Source organism: Streptomyces sp. NPDC003011 (assembly GCF_053591515.1).
This window is the reverse complement of record NZ_JBSFTY010000080.1, coordinates 1-12,129: the sequence shown is the minus strand read 5'-3', so window position 1 is coordinate 12,129 and position 12,129 is coordinate 1. Positions and strand designations below refer to the sequence as shown.

General features: G+C 73.3%; 11 protein-coding genes. 6 read left to right on the top strand and 5 right to left on the bottom strand.

Features of this window, described 5'->3' with window-relative positions; translation table 11 throughout:
• Nucleotide 1 precedes the first annotated feature (1 nt).
• The 4 genes from ACWD0J_RS32100 to ACWD0J_RS32085 all read right to left on the bottom strand — a co-directional run bounded on the left by ACWD0J_RS32100 (nt 2) and on the right by ACWD0J_RS32085 (nt 4,750).
• A complete protein-coding gene (locus tag ACWD0J_RS32100; protein WP_451499368.1) occupies nt 2-1,258 on the bottom strand; it encodes a glycosyltransferase in 1,257 nt (418 codons plus the stop codon).
• Nucleotides 1,255-2,382 (bottom strand): glycosyltransferase family 4 protein, encoded by a 1,128-nt coding sequence (locus ACWD0J_RS32095; protein ID WP_451499367.1) that lies wholly within the window; start codon nt 2,380-2,382, stop codon nt 1,255-1,257. Before ACWD0J_RS32095 ends, ACWD0J_RS32100 begins: the two co-directional genes overlap by 4 nt.
• 234 nt (nt 2,383-2,616) lie before the next feature.
• Entirely contained in the window at nt 2,617-4,056 is a 1,440-nt protein-coding gene (locus ACWD0J_RS32090) for a HEAT repeat domain-containing protein (RefSeq protein ID WP_451499366.1), read from the bottom strand.
• 301 nt (nt 4,057-4,357) lie between these two features.
• Complete coding sequence (locus ACWD0J_RS32085) at nt 4,358-4,750, bottom strand: ankyrin repeat domain-containing protein (protein ID WP_451499365.1); 393 nt, start codon at nt 4,748-4,750, stop codon at nt 4,358-4,360.
• A gap of 261 nt (nt 4,751-5,011) precedes the next feature.
• Here ACWD0J_RS32085 and ACWD0J_RS32080 point away from each other — a divergent pair, with 261 nt between their 5' ends.
• Both ACWD0J_RS32080 and ACWD0J_RS32075 read left to right on the top strand, forming a co-directional pair.
• Nucleotides 5,012-5,206 (top strand): hypothetical protein, encoded by a 195-nt coding sequence (locus ACWD0J_RS32080; protein ID WP_015661880.1) that lies wholly within the window; start codon nt 5,012-5,014, stop codon nt 5,204-5,206.
• Nucleotides 5,207-5,258: 52 nt separating this feature from the next.
• Nucleotides 5,259-6,854: a hypothetical protein gene (locus ACWD0J_RS32075; RefSeq protein ID WP_451499364.1), complete on the top strand. Its 1,596-nt coding sequence runs from the start codon at nt 5,259-5,261 to the stop codon at nt 6,852-6,854.
• A gap of 106 nt (nt 6,855-6,960) precedes the next feature.
• Here the strand turns inward: ACWD0J_RS32075 and ACWD0J_RS32070 are convergent, their stop codons facing one another.
• Nucleotides 6,961-8,460, bottom strand: a complete 1,500-nt coding sequence (locus ACWD0J_RS32070) for an SCO1417 family MocR-like transcription factor (protein WP_451499363.1) — start codon at nt 8,458-8,460, stop codon at nt 6,961-6,963.
• A 98-nt stretch (nt 8,461-8,558) separates the two neighbouring features.
• Between ACWD0J_RS32070 and yczE the strand changes: the two genes are divergently transcribed.
• The 4 genes from yczE (at nt 8,559) to ACWD0J_RS32050 (ending at nt 12,042) form a co-directional block, all read left to right on the top strand.
• Nucleotides 8,559-9,218 (top strand): membrane protein YczE, encoded by a 660-nt coding sequence (gene yczE / locus ACWD0J_RS32065; protein WP_451499362.1) that lies wholly within the window; start codon nt 8,559-8,561, stop codon nt 9,216-9,218.
• Nucleotides 9,215-9,982 (top strand): glycerophosphodiester phosphodiesterase, encoded by a 768-nt coding sequence (locus tag ACWD0J_RS32060; RefSeq protein WP_451499361.1) that lies wholly within the window; start codon nt 9,215-9,217, stop codon nt 9,980-9,982. The genes yczE and ACWD0J_RS32060 overlap by 4 nt, the downstream gene beginning before the upstream one ends.
• Before the next feature lie 63 nt (nt 9,983-10,045).
• On the top strand, nt 10,046-11,401 hold the full coding sequence (locus tag ACWD0J_RS32055; protein ID WP_451499360.1) for an MFS transporter: 1,356 nt from the start codon (nt 10,046-10,048) through the stop codon (nt 11,399-11,401).
• A 266-nt stretch (nt 11,402-11,667) separates the two neighbouring features.
• Nucleotides 11,668-12,042, top strand: coding sequence for an RNA polymerase-binding protein RbpA (locus ACWD0J_RS32050; RefSeq protein WP_003977404.1), 375 nt, complete (start codon nt 11,668-11,670; stop codon nt 12,040-12,042).
• Nucleotides 12,043-12,129 lie beyond the last annotated feature (87 nt).

Here is a 12,129-nt window from a genome sequence, read left to right as displayed (position 1 = left end):
GTCACGCCCCCGGGCGCGACCGGCCGTACGGCACGGACGTCACCGCGTCGTGCACCTCATGCACCCCACGCACCTCATGCACCTCATGCACCTCATGCACGTCCGGCACCTCCTGCACGTCCCGCACGTCCCGCACGTCCTGCACGTCATGCGCGTCGAGGAAGGCCGCGACCGCCGTCCCCCACCCGAAGCACTCGGCACGCGCGCGTGCCGCCTCCCGGCGCTCCTCAGGAGGCCCGGCGAGCAGCAGCTCCACGGCGTCCGCGAAGGCGCCCCCGTGGTCCGCCGCGACGGCTCCGGCGGATCCGATCACCTCCGGCAGCGCGGACGAGGCGCTGGCCACCACCGGCGTGCCGCAGGCCATCGCCTCCAGGGCGGCGAGCCCGAACGTCTCGGCGGGCCCCGGCGCCAGGCACACGTCGGCGGACGCCTGGAGCGCGCCCAGCACCCCCGGGTCGCAGACGTGTCCGAGGAACGTCACCGGCAACCCGCGTTCGCGTGCCCGCTGTTCCAGCCGCGGCCGCAGCGGCCCGTCCCCGGCCACCACGAGCACCGCCCGCCGGCCGCGCCGGATCAGGGACTCCAGGGCGTCCAGCGCGGTGCCGGGCCGCTTCTCCACGGACAGCCGGGTACAGGTCACCAGGAGCACCTCGTCCCCGCGCGCGTGCCGGGCGCGCAGCCGGGCGTCGCGCAGCGCCGGGTGCCGCCGCACCAGGTCGACGCCCAGCGGGGCCCGCACCACGTTGCGTGCGCCGATCCGCACGAACTCCCGCTCGGCGAACTCGGTGGTGCACACCACACGCGCATAGGTGTGGGCGGTACGGACGTTGAGGGCGTCGGCGGCACGCCGGGCCGCGCCCTCGGGCAGGCCCCAGGTGCGCAGCACACCGTCGGCGCTCTCGTGGGAGACCATCACCGCGGGGACCCGGGCGCGCCGCGCCCACTTGCCGGTCCACCGCAGCGTCGTACGGTCGGAGACCTCCAGGCGGTCGGGAGCCAGCTCCTCCAGCAGTCCGGCCACCCGCCGCTTGTCGGTCAGGACCCGGTAGCCGCCGGTGCCGGGCAGCAGTGGTCCCGGAAGGGTGATGACCCGCCCCTGCTCGGTCTCGCGGTCGCTCGCACGCTCGCCGGGCACGATGAGCACGGGCTCGTGCCCGGCGGCCCGGTAGCCCTTGCCGAGCTCGCGCAGGGCGGTGCGCAGACCGCCGGACGCCGGGGCGACGAAGTTGGCCAGCCGCACGATCCGCACCGCGCTCATGCCGCCACCACGGTCTTCCGGGCGGCGAGCACGCTCCCGTAGTGCCCGGTCAGCTGGTCGCCGACGGCCGTCCAGGTGCGTCCCTCGACGGCCGCGCGCGCGGTGGTGCCGTAGGCGGTCCGCAGGGCGGGGTCGGCGGCCAGGGCCCACACGGCGTCCCGTACGGCGGCCGCGTCGCGCGGCGGGACGAGGAGGCCGGTGCGCCCGTGGGCGACCAGGTCCAGCGGGCCGCCGACGGCGGGGGCGACGACGGGCACACCGCTCGCCATGGCCTCCTGCACGGTCTGGCAGAAGGTCTCGAACGGACCGGTGTGCACGAACACGTCCAGGGAGGCGAAGGTCCGGGCGAGTTCGTCGCCGGTCCGGCGGCCGAGGAAGACGGCGCCCGGCAGCGCCTGGTCCAGGCCCGGCCGGCTCGGCCCGTCCCCGACGACCACGACCCGGACACCGTCCAGGCGGCAGACGCCGGAGAGCAGCTCGACCTGCTTCTCGGGGGCGAGCCGGCCGACGTAGCCGACGATCAGCTCGCCGTTCGGGGCGAGTTCGCGGCGCAGCGCCTCGTCCCGCAGCTCGGGGCGGAAGCGGGCGGTGTCCACGCCCCGCGGCCACAGCCGCACCCGGGGCACGCCGTGCGCCTCCAGGTCGTGCACGGCCGCGCTGGAGGGCGCGAGGGTGAGGTCCGCGGCACTGTGGACGGAGCGGATGCGCCGCCAGGCGGCTGCCTCGCCCGCGCCCATGTAGGTGCGGGCGTAGCCGGCGAGGTCGGTCTGGTAGACGGCCACGGCGGGGATGCCGAGCCGGGCGGCGGCGGCCATGCCGCGGACGCCGAGGACGAAAGGGCCGGCGAGGTGGACGACGTCGGCACGGTGCTCGACGATCGCCGCGGCCACGCGCCGGCTGGGGAGGGCGACGCGGACCTGGGGGTAGCCGGGGAGCGGGAGGGAGGGGACACGGACGACGGGACACGGCGCCGGGACGTCGGCCCCGGGGCCTGCGGCGGTGGCCGGCGCGACGACGAGCGGAGAGTGACCGCGGTCTGCGAGGTGCCGGGCGGTCTGGAGCGCGCAGTGGGCCACGCCGTTCACATCGGGGGGAAAGGATTCGGTCACGATGACGACACGCATACCGGTGTTGTCGCCGTACCGGACGTGGCCGCGTCAACGTGGATCTTTCCGGACGAGGAACGTCCCATGAGCGTTGCACTGCACACCCGAGCGGGACGTGCCGGGTCCATGTCCGCCTGACCCGCGGGCCGTCCCGAGTTCACCCAGCGGGTGAGCCTGGGCTCGTCGGGTGGGCTCGAAGGCCCGCCCGAGCCTCGTGCGGCTCACGAGCGGGCACACCCGCGGGCCGGTCGTTCACATGGCGGTCGCGTCGCCGATGGTGCTGGTCATGTCCGGTCCGATCCGGCTGCGGACGGCCGTCTGGACCTCGGCCTCCTCGGCCGGGTCGGTGGCCAGGCGGCGCAGCCGCTCGACGACCCGGGCGTCACCGGTCTCGGCGTGCCGGGCGGCGATCTCGCGGGTGGACTCCTCGCAGTCCCACAGGCACTCGACGGCGAAGCCGGTGGCGAAGGAGGGATCGGTGGCGGCGAGGGCGCGGGCGGCCCGCCCGCGCAGATGGGACGAGGCGGTCTCGCGGTAGATGTGGCGCAGGACGGGGGCCGCACACGCGATGCCGAGCCGTCCCGTGCCGTCGACGAGGGTCCACAGGGTCGGCGCGTCGGGTCCTTCGCCCCGGACGGCCTCCCTGAGGGCGGCGAGGACGAGTTCGCTGTCCTGGGCTCCGCCCCGGCAGGCGAGCATGCGGCCGGCGGCTGCACCCAGGGGATCGGGCCGTCGGGCCCAGCCGCGCGCCCGGTCGACGGCGGCGACGCTGCGCATCCGTTCGAAGGCGTCCACGGCGGCGTCCACGACGGCCGTGGTGCCGGTGATCACGGCCCGCTCGATCAGATCGAGGGCGGCGGGATCGTCGCTGTCGGCGAGATAGCGCAGGGCGGTGCAGCGGGCGCCGTCGGTGCCGTCCTCGGCGGCCCGGAGGATCTCCGGCCGGTCCTCGGGTCCCGCGACGGCCACCAGACAGCGGGCGGCGGGCACATGGAGGGCGGCACCGCGGTCCATGCCCTGCTGGGCCCACTCGAAGACGGCCCGCACGCTCCACCCCGGGCGGGGCCCGCCGGGGCTCATCTGCCGCTGCCAGCGGTCGAAGCAGCCGGTCTCCTGGGCGGCCCGCACCCGGGTGGCGATCGAGACGCGCGGGTCCTTGGCCCACAGCCGCCACGGCCGGGGCTCGAAGGCGTCCCGCACGACGGCGGCCAGCTCGGCCTCGCCCTCGGGATCGGTCGCGAACCGCGCCAGGACGGGCGCCGCGAGGGCACGCAGTCCGGCGTCGTCGTCGCGCAGCGCCAGTTCGTCCAGGGCCCAGGCCCAGTTGGAGCCGCAGGCGGCGTAGCGGCGCAGCAGCGCGAGCGCGTCGCGCCTGCCGTACGAGGCGAGGTGGCCGAGCACCGCGAGGGTGAGTCCGGTGCGGGACTCCTCGGTGTCGAGGGCGTCCTCGACGTCGAAGAGGTGCGTCTCGATCTCGTCCAGCTCGCCGTTCAGGTCGAGGAAGAGACGGGCGTAGTAGAGGGAGCGGTTCTCCACCTGCCAGTCGTGGCGGGGATCGCGCAGCACGCAGTGGTTCAGCGCCGCGAGCGCCTCGGCGCGCGGTGCGGTGAGCGCGTGCAGCGTGCCGTCGCCGCGGCCCCGTTGGAGCAGGCCGAGCAGCGTACCGCTGGGCGCTATGACCGGATCGAACATGGGAAACAGCCTCACATCAAGCGTCGACGCAACCGGGGGTCCTGCATTACCTGGCCGCGTGACAACACGTCGGGGCGCCCGCCGTTTCCTGCTTGCTGTAAGCCATCTTCCTCTGCCTCTCGTCGGTGGCCCATGCGGACCGTCTCACGGTCCGCGCGGTGCGGCATCGCCTGCCCGGCCATCACGTCCGTGAACCACGACGTCATGATGACTCGGCAGTTCGTCCTGCCGCGACCGAAATTTCGGCGGCCCGTTACCGCCTCCCCCGTTTTGTGTATCGTGCCTGGTCAGAGCATGCGTGTCAGTGTGCGCCGAACAGTTCCAGCACTTCTGTCCTGGCGAACATCCGAGCGGTGTCGACGGCCGAGGGGGTGCCCGCGGCCGGGTCGGCACCGGCCTTCAGAAGGGCTTCGACGACCTCTGTCTCACCCTTGAAGACGGCCCCCGCGAGCGGGGTCTGCCCCCGGTCGTTGATCCGGTCGGGGTCGGCGCCCCGGGCGAGCAGGGCGCGTACGGCGTCGGCGTGACCGTGGTACGCGGCGAGCATCACCAGGCAGTCCCCGCGGTCGTTGGTCAGGTTGGCCGGAACGCCGGCGTCCACATACTCCACGAGCGCCTCGGTCTGCCCCTGCCGGGCCAGATCGAAGACCTTGGTCGCCAGCTCCACGACTCCGGGATCGAAGGCTTCACTCATCGGCCGGACCACCTCTCCATGCAACCGTTCAGGTGAATCGCCAGGGTACTGGCTCGCGCGGCACATGACCCGATGTGCCCGAGGTAAAGATCACCACGGACCCGCTCGGACGCAGACGTCCGGCCCGAGCAGCCCAAGACGGCTCGGCCGACTGGGGGAAATGCGTAGATATTCACCCAGTTGCACCTTTTATCGTATGGATACATGCTGTGATCCTGGAAGTACTCATGGTGACTGTCCCCACGAACCAGGAGAACTCACATGATCCTGTCCATCTCAGGCGTCGTCCTTCTCGGCATCATCGTCTTCCTCTTCTTCAAGAAGGACGGGCTCAAGGCCTCCCACGCCCTGGTGGCCGCGCTCTTCGGCTTCTACCTGGCGAGCACGGCCATCGCCCCGAGCATCAAGGCCGGCGGCGAGAGCCTCGCGAGCCTCCTCGGCGGAATCAAGTTCTGACGGCCCCGCCCTCACGCACCTCCCGCACCTCACGCACCTCCAGGAGACAGCAGTGGTCCGGCGCCCCCTCCCCCGCATCCTGAGCACAGGCAGCGCGCAGATCGCCCGGAGCCGGGAGCTGGCCCGGACGGCGGCCGACAGCGCCACCGACGTCCTCCACCCGCTGATCACGGTCACCCGCGGGCTGCGCCGGCTGGCATCGGCCGGGCGGCGCAAGTGGGCCGACACCCCCAAGGACAAGCGCGGACCGCTGCTTTTCCTGGTGGCGTCGGTGGTCCTGGTGGTGGCGCTCGCCCCGTACGGCCCGCTGCTCGCCGTCATCACCCTGATGGCGGCGGCAGCCTGGCAGGGCCGGGACCGCGAACCGGCGGAGCCCGAGGGCCCGGACGAGTCGCAGGCCCAGCGGCTCCGGTCGCTGTACGAGGCCCTGGTCCCCTACTTCTCCACCCCCGAGGACCCGGACCCGCTGTACGCGCACGGCGGCGAGTGGGACAAGGCCTTCCCCGCGTACGAGTTCGACGAGACGGGCCGCTTCACCCACCTCGTCCTCCGTTACCCGGCGTACTTCACCGACGGCGAGACCGAGTCCCGCGCCCGGATCGAGCAGTTGCTGCACGCCAAGTCGGGCCGTGGCCGCGAGTACCACTTCGCCTGGGACGAGGAGGGCAACCAGCTCACGGTCACCGTGCTGCCGCCGCTGCCCACCGACATCGCCGCCCAGCGATTCGTCACCGCCCCCGGCGAGACGGTGCTCGGCTTCACCGACCGCTCCGAGGTCCAGCGCACGCTCCCGCTCACCCACGGCGCGGAGCGGCGTGACGTGCCCCCGGTCGTCTGGCGCACGGGCATCCGCTCCACCGAGCCGCATCTGCTGGTCATGGGCCAGCCCGGCAGCGGCACCTCCACCCTGCTCCGCTCGATCGCCCTGCAGGCCCTGCGGCACGGAGACGTGGTGATCGTCGACGGCGGCGGCACCGGCGAGTACGCCTGTCTCACCGGCCGGGACGGCGTCCTCGCCGTCGAGTGCGGGCTGGCCGGGGCGGTGGCCAGCCTGGAGTGGGTCGCGACCGAGGCGGAGCGGCGGCTGATCGCGGCCAATCACGCACGCCAGGCGGGCGATCCGCCGCCCGACGACACCAGGCGTCCCCTGTGGATCCTCCTGGACCGCCCGAGCGCGTTCGTGCACATCGCCGCCACCGACGGCCGCACCGACCCGCAGTCCCTCCTCCAGGTCCCGCTCCGGCACGGCCGGGCGGCCAACGTCACGGTGGTCGTGGCGGACCAGTTCGACAGCGCGGACACCCTGAGCGAGGCCGTACGCCAGCACACCCGGGCACGGGTCGTCCTCGGCCCGGCCACGAACCAGCAGCTGGAGGCCGTGCTGGGCGCCCGCCCGCAGACGACCCCGGTCGCACAGGTCCCGCCCGGCCGCGGCTACGCCCGCCTGGGCACGGGCCCGGTCCATCGCCTCCAGGTCCCGGCGACCCCGGACCCGTACGACGACGCGACGAGCGACGCGGACCGGCAGGCGGTGCTGGCGCTGCTGCCGGCGCGGACCACGCCGGCGGACGGGGAGCACCTGCCGGAGGCGGTACCCGCGGAAGCGGTGGCGGCGGAAGCGGAAGCGGTGGCGGCGGAGACCTCGTAGCCGCCGACAGACCGCGGGCGCTCCCACCGCCGGGGCGGCTTCGGGCGCGCGCGGGACGGCGCCCCGCAGCGCCGGGTGCGGGTCCGCCCGACCCCGGCGACGCCGTTCACGCCACGAACGTACGAGGCGCCTCGCCGCCCGCGGATCCCCCGCTCTCCACCAGCCGCGCCGCCGCTGCCAGCCGCAGCGCCGCCTCCTCCGCCACCGCGCCCCCCACGGTGAACGGCAGCCGCACATACCCCTCGAACGCCCCGTCCACCCCGAAGCGAGGCCCGGACGGCACCCGTACGCCCACCCGTTCGCCCACCTCGGCGAGCCGCGACCCGGACAGCCCGCCGGTCCGCACCCACAGCGTCAGGCCGCCCTGCGGCACCTCGAACTCCCAGGTCGGCAGCTCTCTGCGGACCGCCGCGACCAACGCGTCCCGGTTCCCCCGGGCCTGCTCGCGCCGCACCTCCACCGCCTTCTCCCAGCCGCCCGTGCTGAACAGCCAGTTCACCGCCAGCTGCTCCAGCACCGGTGTGCCGAGGTCGGCGTAGGCCCGCGCGGCGACGAGGCTGCGGATGACGTCCGGCGCGGCTCGCACCCACCCGATCCGCATCCCCGCCCAGAAGGCCTTGCTGGCGGACCCGACGGTGATCACGGTGGACCCGGCCGGGTCGAAGGCACAGACGGGCCGCGGCATCTCCACGTCCGGGTCCAGCCACAGCTCGCTCATCGTCTCGTCGGCGACCAGCACCGTCCCCGCCGACCGCGCCGCCTCCACCAGCTGCCGCCGCTGGTCCTCGCCGGCGAGCGCACCGGTCGGGTTGTGGAAGTCAGCGACCACGTACGCCAGCCGGGGCGCGGCGTCCCGCAGTACCTGACGCCAGCGGTCCGAATCCCACCCGGTCAGGCCCTCGGCCATGGCGACGGGCACCAGCCGGGCGCCCGCCTCCCGCATCAGCTGGAGGATGTTGGCGTAGGACGGCGACTCGACGGCGATGCGTTCGCCGCGGCCCGCGAACAGATGACAGATCGCGTCGATGGCACCCATCGCGCCGGTCGTCACCATGATCTGCTCGGGCATCGTCGGGATCCCGCGCCCGGTGTAGCGTTCGGCGATCATCGAGCGCAGCGCGGGCAGCCCGGCCGGGTAGTCGCCGTGCGTGTGGGCGTACGGCGGCAGCTCCTCCAGGGCGCCCTGCACGGCGCGGGTCAGCCACGGCTCGGGAGCCGGGAGCGCCGCGCAGCCCAGGTCGATCATCGAGCCGAGGGCCTCGGGCGGCAGGGGTTCCAGGCCCCGGGCGGGCAGCGGGTTGCCGGCCGGTACCGCCGTCCAGCTGCCGGCTCCGCGCCGGGACTCCAGGAAGCCCTCCGTGCGCAGCGCCTCGTAGGCGGAGGCGACCGTCGTACGGCTGACGGACAGGGCCAGCGCCAGTTCGCGCTCCGCGGGCAGCCGGGCGGCGACCGGAACGCGCCCTTCGAGGACCAGCAGCCGGATGCCGTCGGCCAGCGCCCGGTAGGCCGGCGGACGGCGGGTGCCGGGGCCGGCCGGGCGGTCCTGCTGGGAGGTGAGCAGCCGGGCCAGCTGCACCGCGCCCAACGCCGAAGTCCACTGAGCCATGAAAACCAGTCCACCTTCCCCGCATTGGCCATGGATGATGTCTCCACCTACGCCACAGGGTGTCATGAGTCAGGCCAACACCACCACAGGGGGACCTCTTGTCCACGAACAGTCCGGGCCGCATCGGGCGACGGTTGACCCAGCTGTACGCCGGTCTCGCGCTGTACGGGGCGAGTTCGGCGCTCCTCGTCGAGGCGGGCCTGGGCCTGGAGCCCTGGAACGTGCTCCACCAGGGCCTGGCCGAGCGCACCGGCCTGACGATCGGCGCCGTGTCGATCATCGTCGGCGCGGCGGTCCTGCTCCTGTGGATCCCGCTGCGCCAGCGCCCGGGGCTGGGCACGGTGTCCAACGTCTTCGTGGTCGGCATCGCCATGGACGGCACGCTGGCCCTGCTCCCGCAGGCGCACACCCTGGCGGTACGGATCCCCCTTCTCGTCGGCGGCATCCTGCTCAACGGCGCGGCCACCGGCCTCTACATCGCCGCCCGCTTCGGACCCGGCCCCCGGGACGGCCTGATGACGGGTCTGCACCGGCGCACCGGCCGCTCGGTCCGGCTGATGCGCACGGCGGTCGAGGTGGCGGTCGTGGTGACGGGGTTCCTGCTGGGCGGCACCCTCGGCGTCGGCACCCTCCTGTACGCGGTGTCGATCGGCCCGCTCGCCCAGTTCTTCCTGCGCGCGTTCGCCGTCCCGCCGGCGTCCGGCGGCAGCACGGTCGTTGCCACCGGGCCACCGCGGGAAGCGATACTGCGACCGTGACCCCCCGGATACGCCACCCCTACCTCGACCATCCCGGCCCGCTCGCCTTCGCCCATCGCGGCGGAGCGGCCGACGGCCTGGAGAACACCGTCGCGCAGTTCCGCCGCGCGGTCGAGGCGGGCTACCGCTACCTGGAGACCGACGTCCACGCCACCGCGGACGGCCGGCTCGTCGCGTTCCACGACGCGACCCTGGACCGGATGACGGACGGGACGGGCCGGATCGCGGACCTGCCGTGGCAGGACGTACGGCACGCGCGCGTGGCGGGCAAGGAGCCGATCCCCCTCTTCGAAGAGCTCCTGGAGACCTTCCCCGAGGCCCGCTGGAACGTGGACGTCAAGGCGGAACCGGCCCTGCTCCCCTTCCTCGACCTGATCGAGCGCACCGACGCCTGGCACCGCGTCTGCCTCGGCTCCTTCGCGGAGGCGCGGACGGTGCGGGCCCAGCGGCTGGCCGGGCCGCGCCTGGCGACGTCGTACGGCAGCCGGGGAGTGCTCGGCCTGCGGCTGCGGTCCTGGGGCCTGCCGGCCGCCGTACGCCGGTCCGCGGTCGCCGCGCAGGTGCCCCGGACGCAGTCGGGCATCCAGGTGGTGGACCACCGCTTCCTGCGCACCGCCCACGCGCTCGGGCTCCAGGTGCACGTGTGGACGGTGAACGAACCGGAGCAGATGCACCGGCTCCTGGACCTGGGCGTGGATGGCATCATGACCGATCACATCGACACACTGCGCACGGTCATGGAGGACCGCGGCGTCTGGGTCTGACCCCGGTCCGCCGCCCGCCCGACCCCTCGCGCGGGCACCTTCACGGGGAAGCGAGGGGCGCGGGTGGGCACCGACACCGTGCGGACGGAAGCGGCCGACGAGGCCGGCGCCCGGCGGCGCGAACAGCGCGGCTGGTACGTCTACGACTGGGCCTGCTCCGTCTACTCGACGAGCGTGCTCACCGTGTTCCTCGGCCCCTATCTCACGTCGGTCGCCGAGTCGGCGGCGGACGCGGACGGCTTCGTCCACCCCCTGGGCATCCCGGTGCGCGCGGGGTCGTTCTTCGCGTACTCGGTGTCCCTGTCGGTGGTCGTGGCCGTGCTCGTGATGCCGCTGGTGGGCGCCGCCGCCGACCGCACGGGCCGCAGGAAGCCCCTGCTGGCGGCCGCCGCCTACACCGGGGCCACCGCGACGACCGCCATGTTCTTCCTCGGCGGCGACCGCTACCTGCTCGGCGGGCTCCTGCTGATCGTCGCGAACGCGGCGCAGTCCGTGGCGATGATGCTCTACAACTCCTATCTGCCGCAGATCGCCCCGCCCGAGGAGCGCGACGCGGTCTCCTCGCGGGGCTGGGCCTTCGGGTACGCGGCGGGCGCGCTGGTCCTGGTCGCCGACCTCGCCCTCTACACCGGCCACGCCTCCTTCGGCCTCTCGGAGAGCGCGGCGGTCCGTATCTGCCTGGCGTCCGCCGGCCTGTGGTGGGGCGCCTTCGCCCTCGTCCCGCTGCGCCGGCTGCGCGACCGCCGCTCCGGCGCGAAGGCCGTGAGCACGACGACGGCCACCGGCTTCCGGCAGCTCGCGGCGACCGTCCGTGACATGCGCCGCCACCCGCTGACGCTGGCCTTCCTGCTGGCGTACCTCGTCTACAACGACGGCATCCAGACCGTGATCTCCCAGGCGTCGGTCTACGGCTCCGAGGAACTCGGCCTGGGGCAGTCGACGCTCATCGTGGCGGTACTGCTGGTCCAGCTGCTCGCGGTGGCCGGGGCGCTGGCGATGGGCCGGCTGGCCCGGTCGTACGGTGCCAAGCGCACGATCCTGGGTTCCCTGGTCGCGTGGACGGTGATCCTGAGCGCCGGGTACTTCCTGCCGGCCGGCGCACCCGGGTGGTTCTTCGTGCTGGCCGCCGGGATCGGGCTCGTCCTCGGCGGCAGCCAGGCCCTGTCCCGGTCGCTGTTCTCGCATCTCGTCCCGCCCGGCAAGGAGGCCGAGTACTTCTCGGCGTACGAGATGAGCGACCGGGGCATGAGCTGGCTGGGGCCCCTGCTGTTCGGGATCACCTACCAGGTGACGGGAAGCTACCGGGACGCGATCATCTCGCTGGTGGCCTTCTTCGTCATCGGGTTCGTCCTGCTCGCGCGGGTTCCGGTGCGGCGCGCGATCGGCGACGCGGGGAATCCGATTCCGCAGAGGATTTAGCGTTCAACACGAAAGCGCTGTAGTGTACGCGTTTGGCCTGCCAGGCGTACCGTTACTGCGCGTCAAAGATGGTGAAACGCCGGGTGACATCTGTTAGCAGATGTGACAAACCGGGCGCTGGTGGGTACAACAAGGGCGGCTACGACGGCGACGCTTGACCCGGAACGGGACCCGGAACGGGAATCTTTACCGCCGACCGGACGTTGACCGGATGACGACGACAGCGACACCTGTCCTGTGGGCGACAAGCCCGGGAGGCACGATTCATGAGTGAGCGAGCTCTTCGCGGCACGCGCCTCGTGGTGACCAGCTACGAGACGGACCGCGGCATCGACCTGGCCCCGCGCCAGGCCGTGGAGTACGCATGCGAGAAGGGCCATCGTTTCGAGATGCCCTTCTCGGTCGAGGCGGAGATCCCGCCGGAGTGGGAGTGCAAGGTCTGCGGGGCCCAGGCACTCCTCGTGGACGGCGACGGCCCTGAAGAGAAGAAGGCCAAGCCCGCGCGTACGCACTGGGACATGCTGATGGAACGGCGCACCCGCGAGGAACTCGAAGAGGTCCTCGAGGAGCGCCTGGCCGTTCTGCGCTCCGGCGCGATGAACATCGCTGTTCATCCGAGGGACAGCCGTAAGTCGGCGTAATCCCGGCATGGCTTGAGCGGGAACACAACACACACAAGTAACCGCGTCTCCGTGCCCGCACACGGTCGACTCGTGTTCAAGAGCGGC

Coding starts and splice junctions, on each gene's coding strand:
- ACWD0J_RS32100 (WP_451499368.1), bottom strand. CDS start 1,258: ATGAGCGCGGTGCGGATCGTGCGGCTGGCCAACTTCGTCGCCCCGGCG.
- ACWD0J_RS32095 (WP_451499367.1), bottom strand. CDS start 2,382: ATGCGTGTCGTCATCGTGACCGAATCCTTTCCCCCCGATGTGAACGGC.
- ACWD0J_RS32090 (WP_451499366.1), bottom strand. CDS start 4,056: ATGTTCGATCCGGTCATAGCGCCCAGCGGTACGCTGCTCGGCCTGCTC.
- ACWD0J_RS32085 (WP_451499365.1), bottom strand. CDS start 4,750: ATGAGTGAAGCCTTCGATCCCGGAGTCGTGGAGCTGGCGACCAAGGTC.
- ACWD0J_RS32080 (WP_015661880.1), top strand. CDS start 5,012: ATGATCCTGTCCATCTCAGGCGTCGTCCTTCTCGGCATCATCGTCTTC.
- ACWD0J_RS32070 (WP_451499363.1), bottom strand. CDS start 8,460: ATGGCTCAGTGGACTTCGGCGTTGGGCGCGGTGCAGCTGGCCCGGCTG.
- ACWD0J_RS32050 (WP_003977404.1), top strand. CDS start 11,668: ATGAGTGAGCGAGCTCTTCGCGGCACGCGCCTCGTGGTGACCAGCTAC.